Raw genomic sequence first — 14,576 nt, forward strand, 5'->3', positions numbered from 1 at the left:
TCCCAGGAAAGTATTGTATATCTATATATAAGATATTCTAACATTATTCTCCACTACTAATCGGAAAAGTTAAAATGATGTATGGGTATTCTCCTTTTCCATTCGATGGCATGAAGCCGACTCACATACTCATCCCTGACCCGTTTCGTATTGGTGCGCAACAAAAGACCATACCCGATTGAGTATGGTGATAGGATCTATTCTAGACTTAAGGCATTAAGAGGATCGACCCATCCTATTACGATTCCGTTGTCAAAATTAACAATAGATGAACCAAAAAACCATGTGTCTCCATCATTAATTATAGAGCTTGGTGTTCCCATAGACTTTTTAACTGTTTCTTTAGTATCACCGAGTCCAAACTTTGTGATTCCAATTGAGCTAATTGATGCTTCCTTACTACTGGCTATGAATTCTGATGCAGATTCTGTCCCTCTGTCTCTATTCCTTACTGCATCAAACACTGATGTTCCATCTTCATATGTTGGATTTGGTTCGCTTGCAGTTTCAGTAATCAACTGATTTCTCCCATGATCTAATTCTGCCTGTACACTTTCTATAACACTTTCTTTGATTTGTTCATTCTGTGAATTTATCGCTTCTAATATTTCATTCTTATAGCTTTCAAACTCACTTAATTTTTCATCTATATTGCCAACAGTGGACCAAGAGTCGCTAAAAAGTATCTTTGTTTCCCCTGTTATTCGATTGATCAATACCGGAAATTTTTGATCGAGTTTATCATACTTATATATTCCAGGGTAGATGAAAATTCCAAAGGCTACAATACATATTATTATAAATACGTACTTAAATATTTGCTGAATCTTAGGTTTCCACATTAATGAATTCCCCTTATGTATCCACATCGGTTGCGGTATTTACTATATCATCTGTAATCTAAACATTTCCTAACAATAACTGTAATCCGGACGATATTTGATTTGCAATCCTAAACCAAATATTGTAATTATAAAAAAGAAGAGAAAGACGCCGTGAGGAAAGGCAGGGTACGATTAAAGCTGTGTCCGTCATCATCACTTTATTCACAGCCATTATAAACATCGTCCTCGTGTTCATCTAACAGAACCCGAAAATCTAACCCAACAAAGGGTTTTGAACGAAGGGAAAATGAGAATCCCAAGCGTCTTTTACTTCGATTATAACAGAGGTATATTTAAAAGGAGCAACGAAGCATGACTAGGAAAACTATATACTACCATTGTATATTCAGCGTTTGGTATTAGCGTTAACCCCTTACCGCTTACCATCATTAAACTTGTAAAGGTGGCCTTTTGCCTGCTCATAGCATAAACATTTGCGATATCTTTCGAAGTTCTATGGACATCATAACTAAATCCCCCACAGAAAAAACCTCAACGCCAAAGGGAGGCCATTGAAAAAGTCCCCACTAATTTGAGACCTACATCTAAGGAGTCAGTTATAACTACGGAGAACATTTGGACTTCCGGCCGCTGTTGTCGTAAGAATTTCTTGAATTGTACCGCTGTTCGCGGATGAAATCCGGAGACAAAGGCGGTCGCTATCGCTCCTACAGTTCCAAATTTCTCCTTCGCTACGCCTCCTCTAATGTTTTTTAAATTCAAATTATACAGGCATCTTATAAAGGGCTATGTAAACTCCATTTCAGGACCCCCTTCCTCGATCTTTACGAGGAAGGGGGTCCTGTTTTGCTGTAGAATCATTGTATTAATTCTTGGTGGTGACCCGGATGATTTCAAACCAACAATCCCTTAACCTCAGTCCATTTATAGCCATTTACGATATTGTCGTACCTAAAGATAATATGGACCTTGTGGATTTTTCTTTCATCCATGAAGAATTACAGAATAACTATTGCCTTGATAATGGTCGTAATGCCGTGCCTCCGATTCGTATGTTTAAATATTTATTGCTCAGGTCGATCTTTGATCTATCCGATGTGGATGTCGTAGAACGTTCCAAGTATGACATGTCCTTGAAATACTTTTTAGATATAGCGCCGGAAGATGAAGTCATCAATCCTAATTCGCTTACGAAGTTTCGTAAACTTCGTTTGTGAAACTTCTCGACATGCTAATTCAAAAAAATCGCTCATTTGGTATGACCTCCAGTTATTAAATCAATTGATGGTAAGTATTTATTAATTTATAATCAAGTTGGATGATGAGGGCTGTGCCCAATCCTTCTTTCTCGGCCTCTCCCCTACACTGAAAATTGGTTTTATTCGAATTACGAGGTGAATTTTATGAACGGCAAGAAAGTTATAATTATTCTTCTGTCCATCTCTTTACTGGGTGTGGTTACTTACTTCGGAATAGCTTATGGATTACTATGGTTTATCTTTAATGGTTGATCACTAAAATTATTCGGTTTGCAAAATATGGTATAATTTTGTCGTTTCCACAGTTTGTACTTTGGTTATATTTCCGCATATGATTTATTGATTCAAGGGCATTCACGATCTATTCGCCCTCCTTGGGTGCTGGGGTATCTGGGTAAAGGATGTCAAGCGTCTGTAAGGATCATAATCATCATTGCTACACTGCTATGCTGGAATTTTTCGAACCTTTTCTCGATTGCCTCTTTCAGTCGTTGTTCCCCTCCCTCTGCTGCTATTGCCACTCCGTAATTGTTCATTGCAAGCATTCTACATTCGTCAGGAGACTGCCTCAACTGTTCATAGGTCATGGGTGTTTTTTGAGTTTTTCCTAACTCATTCATCTCTTATATCCTCCTTGTGTAGATAGAGAGGGTTAACTCTCTAACCCTCTTTTACGGCTTGAGCTTGTTCGGTCGATTCGGGGGCCTGTGGCAAATATTCAACCCTAAATCCTCTGATTTTCTCTATCTTCCATGGAACGCCATCGACTTCCATCCGTCCATTTATGAAATATTTATCAATTTCGAAACACTTTTAAGTTTGCTCATGTATCCTCTCACCCCTTAATAGATTGGTATTGTGGTGTATCTTCGTACTGCGCAGTAAATACTTTAATTAGAACCTTTTTTTTGAAATTTGTTATAATAAAATAAAAACTTATTAATAAGGTGTTATCTTGCAATATTATTTTTTAATACCGTTGGCATTTGTTTGGGCAATTCCCTTGGTTTTACTATTAAAAGGTAGTTATGGAACCAAAGACAAAGTTCCAGATAAAACTGCTAGCATAGAGAAAAAACTTGACAGAATAATAGAATTGCTTGAAAAAGATAAGGGTGTATAATCACTTTTATCTTTTTTTATGTCGCAGTATGCGTCTACTGCTTATCTACTTGGTATGCCTGTAGTGTCATATATGCCGCCTCATGGTGTACCTTTAACTGTGTCATGACTCCTTAACTCCTTCTACAACCTCGGCTCAAGTAAAGACCACATCTGCCCCCTCAAGGTCTACATCTACTATTTCAGCGTCCAGTGACAGTCTAAGCATTTCTACAACCAAATGATTCGGGATATATACTTTATCTATTGGTATCAGTCCCTTCCTCATTTAACTTTTGCTCAACTTCGGCGTTTTGTTGTGACTCTTCTAGAGCAGCCAGTAACTCAACAGCCATAGGGCCAGTAAGAAATCCGACTTAACCGAATACCTTCTTGATCTTTTCAATCCGTACTGGTGTCACGCTCCTTCACCTTCCTAAACAAGAGTGCCGCAGTTATGGCAGAATTCATACTCTGTACCGTCTTCCTGAAAATCTGTTATAAAGCCGTATTCAAATCCACATTTAGTGCATGGCTTGCGTTTTTCTTGGCTCATACTGCTTATGCCTCCCTATGGTATAATTCAGGAATTTACATGTGGTGATAATTCGAGCGTCCGCTCATTCAGCGCCGCATCTGCTGCATACCAAGTCCCCGCCGCAATCTGTCGGTGGCATAGAGTTATCGCAATACTTACATTCAGAGTGCATCGTGTATCTCTCCTTATGGGCTATACCCAATTAATGGCTTAGGCTTATTTTGAAAATGGGTTACTGCCCAGTACATTGGCTAGGCATCAGCATAGGATGACGTATAACCAATTGGGAGGTAATATGTTGAACTATCCAATGAATCAAATGAACTCAATGCATCAAATGCACCAAATGCCACAATCCATCGTGGTATACCCTGTTGATCCATATGTTGTAGAAACCTTAAAATCCGTTATTGGAAAACAAGTCGTGTTAGAAACTACTCGTGGTGGAATCAGCGGATGCGTAGTTGATGTCAAACCAGACCATGTTGTGTTAGATGCTAGAGGTAGAAAGTTCTTTGTCCGGATATGTGAGATTGTTTGGATCATGCCTGAGTAATTTACGATTATGAGGAGCTGTGAAAACAGCTCTTTTTTGCATGTCTTGTTGCCTTGCAGTTATCTGTTCTTTCTTCCCGATCCATTCCACCTTTATAACGTTGTTATATGAATTTTCTAATCTTCAGATCGGCCATTTGCTTGAAAAGATCCCTATGCAGCATAGCCATTAAGAGCATCAAACCAGAAGTATTCACCATGCCGTTCCCGAAACACATCAATCCTATATTGCAGTATTTTCAACCACGAGGCCAAACGTGATGGGCTGTTGTTCCCGGCTCTGATAAGCATTGCTGGCAGATACCATGCGTTTCTTTTATCAATTCTTTTACTATGTTTGGCGAAAACTCTGCTCGTGGCATTTTGTGGGCACTTAATAAATGCAATGAAAAATTCTAAATTGCCCACACAAAAAAACCCTCAACGCCAAAGGCGTCAAGGGTTTAAAAGTCCTAGTAAAGAGTCATGTATTGCGCTCTTTCCCACTCGTGAACTTGTGTGCGATTTAGATCCAGCGCTAAGTTTAAGGTAGTAAGGGGCGTAAATACCTTATATTAATGAAGAATTTTTTTTTCGAAACAGTTATATAGGGTTATTAACTGTTATATCTGGGGGCAAAACGGGGGCGATGTTGGGGGCGCCCCTGTTTATGTCTTCTATTAATATGTACCTATAAAGTTTAAAGTTAATATTTCAATATGATAGGTAATTCAATTCGAAAAGTGGTGCGTTAATTGACATACATGAACCACTACTAGTAATTATTGAACCAGAAGCCCTCGATGAAATCAACTTTGAATCACTGCCACAAGGATGGGCTGAATTTGATATATGACCTATCAAATTATAATGCCTCGTCAGCATTATCACTGACGAGGCGATTTTCACAATCGTATTAGCTAGGTGTCTTATTGAGCTATCGTGTCCCGTTAGTTTAATGTTGGCTTAGTTTATAGCTTTGATAAATAACATCCCAATTTATTGGTCTAACCATCATTCTCTTTTCAATTTGTTCTAGTTGCTTAAATCCATATTGTTCATAAAGAGTATGTGCATCTCTTGTTCCGAGATGAAATCCTGTTCCTTTTAATTTTGGGTTCTCGGTGATGACACTCATGAGCCACTTGCTTAGTCCTCGCCCTCGAAACTCAGGAAGAATAAACACATCACCAAGCCAAGAATACCTTACAAGATCAGAGACCACCCGAGCAAAACCAACTTGTTTAGCAGGACTTACAGTGGGATCCCCTTTATAAACTCCATAACAAAGTATAGAATTTTCAATACACTCTTTCACTAATTCCTTGGCAATACCATTTACCCAATAAGAATCCTTACTAAGAAATTCATGAATTGCATCTATATCCAAAAAGCCCTTATTCGTACTGATTGTAAATCCATCATTGTTTGTCCACTGAGTTCCTTCATTCTCTAACATCTCAAGCTCCTCCGCTTTGTATGATTATTCAATTATATTAATATAAATTCATTTTAGTGTGCTGTCAATTTTTAACCAAACCTGCCCGTTAGCTTAATAAAAAGAGCAGGATACCGAAGCACCTGCTTATCAATGTGATGTATTATTCAACTATCGTTCTCCGTTAGCTTAACGGCATGACGCACGGGTCTGACGGACTTCGCCATTGCAGAATTGTCTGACTGATTGCTCTTCCTAGAAATGCTTCGGACAGAATCAAGAAGTGAATGCGACTCAGCATACGGTGCTACAGAATGTCAACGCCTTCTTAGAGTTACTACTATATAAATCACAATAATAAAGTATCGATAATTTGATGAAATTTCATTCTATCCTCGTCTAATTCAGATATTCCATATCCTTTCATAAATTCAACTATTTCTTCTTTCCTATCTGTATAATAAGTAAGACTTTTTACAAGATAATAAATATCATAGTATGAATCTGATATCCCTGAAGCTCCTAAATCAATAAATGCTTCAATACATCCATTATTTATCATAACGTTTCCAGAACCATAGTCACCATGAGTAAAAACTAGTTCCTCTCTCGACGCTTTATTCATCTCCAAAAAATCAATTAGTTGCTCAATAGTATGGTTGGGAAATGAGTTATTAATAGCCTCTATGACTTCATGTTTTCTCTCATTAATATTGTTTTTGACCATATCAATCAGTTTTTCTGGCAAAAAATCATTGAAAAAGCAATTATCAATGGGCACATTGTGTATTGTTCTTAAACCTTCTCCTAAAATATAGCCTAGACTTTTATCTCCCTCTTCCTGCTGGTATTCTTCCGCAGTACAACCTTCTATATAGGTCATAACTAAATATTCCTTTCCATTCTCCATCTGATAACTTATTACTTTAGGAGAAGGAATCACATCATTTACCCATTTTAGTCTTTCTGCTTCGTCCATTAAACTTCCAGAATCTTCAACATTTTTTTCTTTCAACACATATTTTACAGAATTATCAAACTCTAAAATGTGCAAAGATTGATAATGTCTTCCTTTTTCAATGATTGTAGTTTTAAGTAATTCTGACTGATTTACTAATTTACTTGGCATTGAGAATCGGTTATTCATCATTTTGTACTCCTCATTTGTGTATCTTGGCGTTATTTCCAATATCGTCTTATCACGGACTCTATAAATAATTCATATGTAGGGTATTCGCGAAACTTTTAAACTAACCTGCCCATTAGTTGAACAAATAAAAAACGGCTGAAGAAGCAGCCGATATTCCACTATAGTTCCTCGTTAGCTTCACAATCCATCCACGTGTTCCTCAGCCGCCGAATGAATATCTCAGGTTCATTTGGGTCAAATACCTCAATCCCGTCGTCTTTTATAAGCTGTCTTTTAATCAAATCGTCAATGAGCAGATCGGTTACATCGTGATAATCGTCCAATACATTTTCCTCTTCAATAAAACTAATTTGATCGCCTATATTACTCAAAAGGTACCAGGTCGTCATAGCTGCTGTTACGGGATTTCCGGTTAATTCCTTTGCTTTACTTGCTGGGAGATGGGCAAAGCTTATTATTTCTCCTTTGCTTTTATTCACTAAAATGTATCCTTGTCCCATTTAAATTATCTCCTCATTTTCTTAGTTCACTGAACTATCTGTGCCCCGTTAGCTCAATGATTTTACCCATACATTCTTTAGAAAATTGGTCAGCTTTCAGCAATGCTTGTAAATTAATCGGATAAATCTTCAAGAATTTCAACTACCTCGATTTTTCCATTAATCAAAAGCTCAGGAAGTTCATTTTTAACATTTCCCTTCCAATACGTCCTAGCCTGTTCTATTTTTAAGGAAAAGGGAACCCCATCTTCTTTCGGTAAAAGGTTTCCATCGCCCTCAAAGAAACTTCCTACAACCCGCAGTTTAACAAGTTGTAAAACTTTTCGATTGTATGAATCAAATATATCTTTCCATTTCAATGCGTCTTCATAGCTTTTAGCAACGTATAAACAGGACAATCTTGAAGGGTATTCAGGATATTCTTGTAGTCTTACCATTTCAACTATAACTTCTCTGATAGCTCTAATTGTCTGCCCTACATAACTAATCGATATTTCGGCATTTTCTTTGTTCATCTTCAAGCCTTCATCAGTATAATGACCATATAGAATCTGAATAAAGTCTTCGCCTTTTGAATTCAAACGTTCCTTCTCAAAAAAGAAGTGATACAGGGTGTTTTTTTGGTTGTCATCAAAGTATATTACCTGTCCCAGAGACATTTTTTTCTTAGTAACAATGTGATATACATACAATTCGTTATCTACCAATGCTCTCCCCCATCACTAAAGGTATTTACTTATTTTACCACAACAAAATCAACCTAACTACTATGCTAAACTGCCCGTTAGTTCAATGAAAAAAGCAGGATACCTTAGCTCCTGCTCATCAATTTGTATTATTCAACTATCGTGTCCCGTTAGGTTAGCGAATTTCGCGCTAGCCATTCCTCTTTAATAAGACCGTATATAACTCGGTCAAGGTATTGATTGTGCAGCAACTCGTAGTTTCGAATTACCCCTTCCTGAGTAAATCCTAGACGTTCTGGTATCGCCCTACTTTTGATATTATTAGTTGCTGCTCCAATCTCAACCTTAGTTAAATGCAAATCATTAAAAGCATGTGTTATGAAGGTATTACAGGCCTTAGTCATAATACCTTTACCTTCAAATTTGGAACCTAACCAATAACCTATTTCAGTTCTTTTAGAATCCGAATCAATCCATAAATATCCTATTGATCCTACGATTTCTCCTTTATGCCAGATACCCGCCCAGTATCCATTATTATTTGCAAATCTACTTAAAGATCGATGAATAAAGGCCTCTGTATCATCAACTGTAATTGTTTTATCAGGAAACTCTAGCCAACTTTTTAAAGAATCACGACTACCATCAATTAAATCAAATAACTCTTGAGAATGTGTCTGCTGGAGAATAGATAGGTATGTCTGATCATCAATTATAGCTATGTACATAGAATAGCCCCCTCATTAGATCATCCAAAATTTGGTTACACCTATCGTAACAAAATACAATTTTATAAGCTACCTTGAGATTAATGGAGTATCCTGCTAAACTGCCCGTTAGTTGAACAAAGGGCTACCTCTCGGCAGCCCTCTCATTATTGAACTATAGTGTCCTGTTAGTTAAACGGTCCGGTCTAACCCAATTCGGTATATGATGGGCAAAGTATTGTCCAATCTTAGTTAGTTCTTTCATAACAGGAGTAATTTTCTTATCATCAAGGAACCAGTTATCTTTGGTAATTCCAGTCTTATCCGTTACAGATTCTACTAAAAAAGCTGTTTCGTTAAAATCAATCTGATAAGTCAGTAAGGCTCGTCGTGCATGATACGATTTACAAACTAATATTGCCTTAGTGGGGTGAATCCCCATTTGTTGAAGTACTTGCTTCGAAAATCTTGAGTTCTCAAAAGTGTTCGTTGCTTTATCTTCACGTAGAATTGCTTTTTCGGGTACGCCTAGTTTTATTCCAATGTCACGAAGAAATTCCCATTCTGTAGTTTTCACATTCGGTGTCGAGCCACCTGAAGGTAATATATAAGGTGCAAACCCCTGATGAAATAGTTCAGCTGCACTTTCCATCAACTGCGGATGGCTTCCTCCGGGAACCATGATAACATCAGCCAAATCAATATTTGTTTCAAAAAACATAAACTTCGTAATACAATCAAACGGATATGACACTTATATTCCCCCCTATTATTCACCATCACAATAATACCACATACTGGATTTAACCTGCCCGTTAGCTTAATAAGGGATAAGTGAAAATATAGCTAGAAGTAAGTGAATAGTTACGAAATGAAGTAGAAAATATTACCTTGTTCTGATAGACTACTCCCAGAATCATTCATTGGGGGTATTTATTTTTTATGAAAAGAATTATTGTTCCACTCTTTATATCCCTTGTTTTATTGTTGATGCCTGTACTTACTGAGGCACAACCAGGACGCACAGATGCAGATGGCGGTCATTACTGCCGCACAAATTGCGCAAAGTGGGGATTGAAAGACGGAGAATACCATTACCACAATGGTGGTAGTTCAAATTCCAAACCAGATGCTACGGCTAAACCAGCTGTTAAACCTACCGCGAAACCAACAGCAAAGCTTACTGCCACACCAGTTCCAGCTCCAACTTTGCTTCTACCAAAGAAACAGAATGTCGGCACTCTTCAGGTCTACTTTTTCGATATTGGACAAGGTGACTCTACCTTAATCCGGACTCCGAATAATCAATATGTCCTCATTGACGGAGGTAATAACGATCAGGGTAAGAATGTAGTAAAGTACCTGAATGGCCTTGGTGTAAAGACACTTGATGCCCTCGTTGCTACTCATCCTGACGCAGATCACATTGGTGGGTTAGATGATGTTTTGAAAGCGTTAGACGTTAAATCTGTCTACGCCCCAAAGGTATCACATACCACTGAAACATACAAAGATTTTCTAACCGCTGTGAAGAATGAAGGACGTACTATCATAGCAGTGACTAAAGGCACTACTATTCCTCTAACTGGCGTTGAGGCGAAGTTTCTGGCACCTATTAGATCGTATGGGGATAATCTTAATGACTGGAGTGCTGTCTTAAAGGTCACATATAAGAACAAGTCCTTCCTCTTTACCGGTGATGCTGAAAAGGCTTCTGAAAACGATATGTTAGCCGATGGCATGAATTTAAAAGCAGACGTATTAAAAGTCGGACATCACGGCTCCAGTAGTTCAACCAGCAAAGCATTCATCGACGCCGTTAAACCACAGTACGCAGTAATAAGTGTCGGTAAAAACAATTATGGGCATCCAGATTCCGGAATACTTACAAGGTTAAAAAATGCGAATGCTTCAGTGTTACGAACTGATCAAAAAGGTACAATTACTGCTATTAGTGATGGAAGTAAAATATCCTTTACGACAACTAAGGGGGCTTCTAAATGAGAAAAGGAATTATTGATCGCTTCGAAGGAGTATATGCCGTTGTAGAAATTGAAGGGCAAACTGAGGATATCTTAAAATCAATTTTACCTAAAGAGGCAAAGTCTGGAGATACTCTTATATTTAAAGATAATGAAATTCTGATCGATAAGAATGACTCGAAAAAGAGAAAAGAAGACATTCAGCAGCTAATGGACGATTTGTTCGAAGATTAAAAAGAAACCCTGGAGAAATCCAGGGTTTCTTTTATAGATTTTTAAACACAGTTTAGGGAAGGATCCATTCAAATGAAATACTTATATTTGAGAAACTTGTAGATAAACATTAGCCGTCCCAATCAAAAGTATTCTAGTCAAAAAAGTTAACTCAGCTCTATGAATACCATTATTATAATTCAGTGCAATTGGATTTATTAATACTGATAATAAAAAATAATATAGATATATACGCCTAACAAAAGTAGCAATTTTAAATAAGATTGGAAATCTCTTAAGCCTTTTCTTTTAATAAATTGAACAGCTCTGATTAAAAAGAGAATTGGAAAAAGAATTAAGACAACATACGTAATAAGAAAATTCTTTTCGATACCCGGTATGAGATGAACATATGTAGCGAAAAGAATAAGCAGTAATGATAGTAGTTCATCGTGTTCCTTAATTATTATGGAGACTAAGACTAATGTAAAAATGACTAATGGAATGATATAATTACTAAATATTACTTCTAAAAAACTTTCATCAAAAGATTTGCTTGTTACTTGCAATGCCATCCACAAAGCTACTAAAAAACCTGTAGTAACATAATGCCATAAAACGCTTTTTCTCTGAAGTCTAGACATAGTCAACTCCTATTTTATATTGAAATCAAAAAAACTTCCTCATCTATTATTATAGCATGAGGAAGTTTTTTTATTTTAATTAATAAATAGTATACGAGCTATTTTTATTATACGTACCGTCGGTTGGCGCGTCAACGTATGGATATTCTGCCCATGGTAAAAATATAGTGTTCTCTCCATAGCTTGTATTATAACTCGTGTATTTTGATGCCCCACCTGTTGCTCTGATCTGTCTAATAACATCAGCGGTCATTAGATCATCCATTATCGATGCTAGACCATACCAACCAATTAAGTGACTTATAACTGGGTATTTACTAGACAAAAGATAACTCACAAAAACTGTTGTTACATCTGACCACGTAGCTAACTTGCCATTTTGATAATTTTGAATTAATGATGATGTTACAGTTGGCGCGTTTAGTTGCTCCCTAAGAGTCCCTGCATACAGGCTACCAGAATACACTTGCGTGAAAGTTTCCCCTCCTCTAGGCATGCGAACATTTGTAGACCGAGCGCTGAAGTTATTAACATTTTCCGAATAACTATTTTCTATATAATCATAAAATACCTGATAAACCTCTTCAGAAGCGTTTTGAGCATCCAGTTGTTCTTTAGCGATTTCTTTAAGTGCAGAGATTCCTTCCTCGTCACTCATTCTATTACGTTGATTATTCTCCTCTGCTTTTTTTACATCAATATCCCACCAACTTTCAGTATTGGTAGTTTGACTCTCGGACGCAAAAACTGGTACGACTTGGAATACTAGTGCAAAAACAAGTAAAAATGATAATACTTTTTTCAATTTAAACATCCTCTCTATTTTTAAATACTAGATAAATATACTATAATATGGATTATTTTGATGTAGTATGAAAATACTATTTAAATTACATAATATATCAATATACGACAAATATTATACTTAAAATTTCGACATAAAAAGCAAAATAAATAACGAAATAATTCCATTTTTTTGTTTAAAAACATACAAAATTGAAAAGATTGAAACAAAAAAACCTGTCAGCCAATAAGGCCAACAGGTTTTTGTTATAAAACTTATGCTAAAATCATCCTAAATTCAAATTCATTTCTCATGTAATAAGCATCAGCAACCTTAACACTAACTGGACTCCATTTCTGGACTGGACCCTCACAATCAATTATACATCCAGCCAGATCACCACGACGTTCAAGTATATCCACTTGAGACTGTGACAAAGCAGCCGTTAGAAATTCTGCATCAGTCTTTAAGACTTTGTATACATTACTCAATACGATCACTCCTAAAAAGAGAGGGTAAACAGCGCTATTCCTAAAACAACAACTCCCACGATTATAATCACTATGCCTTTTCTGTTTTTCAAATAGTTATATCCACCAATAGATATGAGTGCTCCGCACATCATTACAACCAGCAAAGATAGTTGTTCCTCATCCGCAACATCATAATTATTGAACAATAAAGAAATACCTAGAAGTATAGATGCTGCACAAAAATGGACACCAAAATCTTTAAAGATTTTCTTCATTAAAGCACCCCAACACCTGACCTCATTTTCTCTGCTTTATGTACTTCTTAATCAAATAAAACAAAACAAATCCTAGTAGCATTAAGCCAAGTATAGCGATCCATAAAATTGCTGGATTCCCCACAGAAAAGTATATATCTCTATACTGATAGTTTTCATTATTCATAATAGTAGATTAATTCATTTGGAACATTATGTATACATAATATGTCATAAGATAAGAGTATCACTCGAATTAGAAGTTAAATTAATATTTAATATCCCAAATATATTATAAAGAATCTATAAATCTACAAAATATGTTTACATTTGGATATATATGTATCATAATTGGTTTGTATCCCAAATATAGGAAGGAAGGTTGAATTATGAAAAAGAAAATCTTAGCTGGCCTATTAACTGTTTCTGCTTGTTTCGCTTTAGGATCTACCTCATTTGCTGCCAGTGCTCCAACTACTAATCCTAACTCTACACCAGTATCAAATGTAGCAACTTCCCAAGAAATAACTGCTAAAGGTACTTTTGAACAGGTTATTGTCCACTTGGATTCAGGATATTGGAAATATCTTCCGGGATTCCTGGAATTAGTTTTTAATGACGGAGGTATTGTATTATATCAAGACGGATGGGTAGAGGCCGTTCAATACGGAGCCGCAACTATAAAATCTACAGATGAATATGGAAACATAACTTACTATACAATTCTCGTAGACAGAAAATAATATCTGTAAAAAAGGTCAATTTCAAACTGTTTCCTTAATCCATCAGAAAAATCATCTGAGAAACCACTAAAAAATCTTCTTAAATAATTATAATAAATTGAAGGATGGTGGAATTAATGAAAAAGAAAATCTTAGCTGGCCTGTTAACTGTATCTGCTTGTTTCGCTTTAGGATCTACCTCATTTGCAGCAACTGCTCCTACCACAACTATTGACCCAACTCCAGTATCTAATGTAACGAGTTCACCTACTTATGAAGAAATTACTATTTACATGGATTCAGGAGAACAGAGATACATCCCTGGCGTCCTCCGTGAACTAATTTATAATGATGGAGCCATTATATTACACGAAAATGGATGGGTTAGTGCAGTTCAATACGGAGCTGCAAGTATATTTGCCTATGATGCATCAGGAAACATAAAGGCATTTACAATTCTAGTAGATAGAATTTAATAAAGATATTATGAAAAAAGCCCGCCAACCAGTGTAAGGTTAGCGGGCTACTTTATGTATACTCTGAATTCAAATTGCCCTCGAACAAAATGAGCTCCAGCGAGCTTAATATAGTCTGGTGTATATCCCTCTACAATTCCACCATAATCCATAAGATGACCTATTGGGTCTGGTTCTTCACGATACCACACGGATACTTTGATTTGTGACAAGGCTGCAGGTAGAAAGTCTGTATTGCTCTTCAGGACTTTATATGTAGTGCTCAAATGG

Annotated in this window: 21 protein-coding genes and 1 pseudogene; 7 read left to right on the forward strand and 15 right to left on the reverse strand. The window is 36.5% G+C overall.

The features are described from left to right. Positions 1-197 precede the first annotated feature (197 nt). Positions 198-842: a hypothetical protein gene (locus MHB64_RS16955; RefSeq protein WP_341134945.1), complete on the reverse strand. Its 645-nt coding sequence runs from the start codon at positions 840-842 to the stop codon at positions 198-200. A gap of 890 nt (positions 843-1,732) precedes the next feature. On the opposite strand from MHB64_RS16955, the pseudogene MHB64_RS16960 reads away from it, so the two are divergent. Continuing rightward, positions 1,733-2,059: pseudogene (locus tag MHB64_RS16960) on the forward strand (transposase); the annotation flags it as partial. 449 nt (positions 2,060-2,508) lie between these two features. Here MHB64_RS16960 and MHB64_RS16965 read toward each other — a convergent pair. Further along, positions 2,509-2,724, reverse strand: a complete 216-nt coding sequence (locus MHB64_RS16965; protein WP_094868917.1) for a hypothetical protein — start codon at positions 2,722-2,724, stop codon at positions 2,509-2,511. A 335-nt stretch (positions 2,725-3,059) separates the two neighbouring features. Here MHB64_RS16965 and MHB64_RS16970 point away from each other — a divergent pair, with 335 nt between their 5' ends. Further along, a complete protein-coding gene (locus tag MHB64_RS16970; RefSeq protein ID WP_341134946.1) occupies positions 3,060-3,227 on the forward strand; it encodes a DUF4083 family protein in 168 nt (55 codons plus the stop codon). Positions 3,228-3,362: 135 nt separating this feature from the next. On the opposite strand, the gene MHB64_RS16975 is transcribed toward MHB64_RS16970, so the two are convergent. Beyond that, the gene (locus MHB64_RS16975) at positions 3,363-3,494 is read right to left on the reverse strand and encodes a hypothetical protein (RefSeq protein WP_341134947.1); all 132 of its coding nucleotides are present in this window, start codon (positions 3,492-3,494) and stop codon (positions 3,363-3,365) included. A gap of 544 nt (positions 3,495-4,038) precedes the next feature. Between MHB64_RS16975 and MHB64_RS16980 the strand changes: the two genes are divergently transcribed. Further along, complete coding sequence (locus tag MHB64_RS16980) at positions 4,039-4,299, forward strand: DUF2642 domain-containing protein (RefSeq protein ID WP_094868916.1); 261 nt, start codon at positions 4,039-4,041, stop codon at positions 4,297-4,299. 152 nt (positions 4,300-4,451) lie between these two features. On the opposite strand, the gene MHB64_RS16985 is transcribed toward MHB64_RS16980, so the two are convergent. From MHB64_RS16985 to MHB64_RS17015, 7 genes are all read right to left on the reverse strand, one after another. Next, on the reverse strand, positions 4,452-4,589 hold the full coding sequence (locus MHB64_RS16985) for a hypothetical protein (RefSeq protein WP_341134948.1): 138 nt from the start codon (positions 4,587-4,589) through the stop codon (positions 4,452-4,454). Between the two features lie 643 nt (positions 4,590-5,232). Continuing rightward, positions 5,233-5,736: a GNAT family N-acetyltransferase gene (locus MHB64_RS16990; protein ID WP_341134949.1), complete on the reverse strand. Its 504-nt coding sequence runs from the start codon at positions 5,734-5,736 to the stop codon at positions 5,233-5,235. 328 nt (positions 5,737-6,064) lie between these two features. Continuing rightward, positions 6,065-6,862, reverse strand: coding sequence for a phosphotransferase (locus tag MHB64_RS16995; RefSeq protein WP_341134950.1), 798 nt, complete (start codon positions 6,860-6,862; stop codon positions 6,065-6,067). Positions 6,863-7,023: 161 nt separating this feature from the next. Beyond that, positions 7,024-7,365 carry a hypothetical protein gene (locus MHB64_RS17000; protein ID WP_341134951.1) on the reverse strand — a complete coding sequence of 114 codons (342 nt, stop codon included), beginning with the start codon at positions 7,363-7,365 and terminating at the stop codon, positions 7,024-7,026. A 113-nt stretch (positions 7,366-7,478) separates the two neighbouring features. Beyond that, positions 7,479-8,072 carry a DUF2441 domain-containing protein gene (locus MHB64_RS17005; protein ID WP_341134952.1) on the reverse strand — a complete coding sequence of 198 codons (594 nt, stop codon included), beginning with the start codon at positions 8,070-8,072 and terminating at the stop codon, positions 7,479-7,481. A gap of 149 nt (positions 8,073-8,221) precedes the next feature. After that, positions 8,222-8,779, reverse strand: coding sequence for a GNAT family N-acetyltransferase (locus MHB64_RS17010; RefSeq protein WP_341134953.1), 558 nt, complete (start codon positions 8,777-8,779; stop codon positions 8,222-8,224). 154 nt (positions 8,780-8,933) lie between these two features. Continuing rightward, complete coding sequence (locus MHB64_RS17015) at positions 8,934-9,512, reverse strand: YdcF family protein (protein WP_341134954.1); 579 nt, start codon at positions 9,510-9,512, stop codon at positions 8,934-8,936. A gap of 188 nt (positions 9,513-9,700) precedes the next feature. On the opposite strand from MHB64_RS17015, the gene MHB64_RS17020 reads away from it, so the two are divergent. Further along, positions 9,701-10,762, forward strand: a complete 1,062-nt coding sequence (locus MHB64_RS17020) for an MBL fold metallo-hydrolase (protein WP_341134955.1) — start codon at positions 9,701-9,703, stop codon at positions 10,760-10,762. Then, the gene (locus MHB64_RS17025; protein WP_341134956.1) at positions 10,759-10,974 is read left to right on the forward strand and encodes a DUF3006 domain-containing protein; all 216 of its coding nucleotides are present in this window, start codon (positions 10,759-10,761) and stop codon (positions 10,972-10,974) included. Before MHB64_RS17020 ends, MHB64_RS17025 begins: the two co-directional genes overlap by 4 nt. A gap of 197 nt (positions 10,975-11,171) precedes the next feature. Here the strand turns inward: MHB64_RS17025 and MHB64_RS17030 are convergent, their stop codons facing one another. From MHB64_RS17030 to MHB64_RS17045, 4 genes are all read right to left on the reverse strand, one after another. Continuing rightward, on the reverse strand, positions 11,172-11,597 hold the full coding sequence (locus tag MHB64_RS17030) for a hypothetical protein (RefSeq protein WP_339316847.1): 426 nt from the start codon (positions 11,595-11,597) through the stop codon (positions 11,172-11,174). A 79-nt stretch (positions 11,598-11,676) separates the two neighbouring features. Beyond that, complete coding sequence (locus tag MHB64_RS17035; RefSeq protein ID WP_341134957.1) at positions 11,677-12,402, reverse strand: hypothetical protein; 726 nt, start codon at positions 12,400-12,402, stop codon at positions 11,677-11,679. A 254-nt stretch (positions 12,403-12,656) separates the two neighbouring features. Further along, entirely contained in the window at positions 12,657-12,872 is a 216-nt protein-coding gene (locus tag MHB64_RS17040) for a hypothetical protein (protein WP_341134958.1), read from the reverse strand. An 11-nt stretch (positions 12,873-12,883) separates the two neighbouring features. Beyond that, positions 12,884-13,129: a hypothetical protein gene (locus MHB64_RS17045; protein WP_341134959.1), complete on the reverse strand. Its 246-nt coding sequence runs from the start codon at positions 13,127-13,129 to the stop codon at positions 12,884-12,886. A 368-nt stretch (positions 13,130-13,497) separates the two neighbouring features. Between MHB64_RS17045 and MHB64_RS17050 the strand changes: the two genes are divergently transcribed. Together MHB64_RS17050 and MHB64_RS17055 are read left to right on the forward strand one after the other, a co-directional pair. Beyond that, positions 13,498-13,851: a hypothetical protein gene (locus tag MHB64_RS17050; protein ID WP_341134960.1), complete on the forward strand. Its 354-nt coding sequence runs from the start codon at positions 13,498-13,500 to the stop codon at positions 13,849-13,851. Positions 13,852-13,967: 116 nt separating this feature from the next. Next, on the forward strand, positions 13,968-14,306 hold the full coding sequence (locus tag MHB64_RS17055; RefSeq protein WP_341134961.1) for a hypothetical protein: 339 nt from the start codon (positions 13,968-13,970) through the stop codon (positions 14,304-14,306). Between the two features lie 47 nt (positions 14,307-14,353). Here the strand turns inward: MHB64_RS17055 and MHB64_RS17060 are convergent, their stop codons facing one another. After that, positions 14,354-14,572 carry a hypothetical protein gene (locus tag MHB64_RS17060; RefSeq protein WP_341134962.1) on the reverse strand — a complete coding sequence of 73 codons (219 nt, stop codon included), beginning with the start codon at positions 14,570-14,572 and terminating at the stop codon, positions 14,354-14,356. Positions 14,573-14,576 lie beyond the last annotated feature (4 nt).

The organism is Paenibacillus sp. FSL K6-2859, from assembly GCF_038008265.1.
Classification (GTDB): domain Bacteria; phylum Bacillota; class Bacilli; order Paenibacillales; family Paenibacillaceae; genus Paenibacillus_AQ; species Paenibacillus_AQ nitricinens.

Bases quoted from the DNA above. Each gene is read 5' to 3' on its own strand.
- MHB64_RS16980 (WP_094868916.1), top strand. From the start codon at position 4,039: ATGTTGAACTATCCAATGAATCAAATGAACTCAATGCATCAAATGCAC.
- MHB64_RS16975 (WP_341134947.1), bottom strand. From the start codon at position 3,494: ATGAGGAAGGGACTGATACCAATAGATAAAGTATATATCCCGAATCAT.
- MHB64_RS16995 (WP_341134950.1), bottom strand. From the start codon at position 6,862: ATGAATAACCGATTCTCAATGCCAAGTAAATTAGTAAATCAGTCAGAA.
- MHB64_RS17000 (WP_341134951.1), bottom strand. From the start codon at position 7,365: ATGGGACAAGGATACATTTTAGTGAATAAAAGCAAAGGAGAAATAATA.
- MHB64_RS16990 (WP_341134949.1), bottom strand. From the start codon at position 5,736: ATGTTAGAGAATGAAGGAACTCAGTGGACAAACAATGATGGATTTACA.
- MHB64_RS17045 (WP_341134959.1), bottom strand. From the start codon at position 13,129: ATGAAGAAAATCTTTAAAGATTTTGGTGTCCATTTTTGTGCAGCATCT.
- MHB64_RS17050 (WP_341134960.1), top strand. From the start codon at position 13,498: ATGAAAAAGAAAATCTTAGCTGGCCTATTAACTGTTTCTGCTTGTTTC.
- MHB64_RS17010 (WP_341134953.1), bottom strand. From the start codon at position 8,779: ATGTACATAGCTATAATTGATGATCAGACATACCTATCTATTCTCCAG.
- MHB64_RS17020 (WP_341134955.1), top strand. From the start codon at position 9,701: ATGAAAAGAATTATTGTTCCACTCTTTATATCCCTTGTTTTATTGTTG.
- MHB64_RS17030 (WP_339316847.1), bottom strand. From the start codon at position 11,597: ATGTCTAGACTTCAGAGAAAAAGCGTTTTATGGCATTATGTTACTACA.
- MHB64_RS17025 (WP_341134956.1), top strand. From the start codon at position 10,759: ATGAGAAAAGGAATTATTGATCGCTTCGAAGGAGTATATGCCGTTGTA.
- MHB64_RS16955 (WP_341134945.1), bottom strand. From the start codon at position 842: ATGTGGAAACCTAAGATTCAGCAAATATTTAAGTACGTATTTATAATA.
- MHB64_RS16985 (WP_341134948.1), bottom strand. From the start codon at position 4,589: ATGCTTATCAGAGCCGGGAACAACAGCCCATCACGTTTGGCCTCGTGG.
- MHB64_RS16965 (WP_094868917.1), bottom strand. From the start codon at position 2,724: ATGAATGAGTTAGGAAAAACTCAAAAAACACCCATGACCTATGAACAG.
- MHB64_RS17055 (WP_341134961.1), top strand. From the start codon at position 13,968: ATGAAAAAGAAAATCTTAGCTGGCCTGTTAACTGTATCTGCTTGTTTC.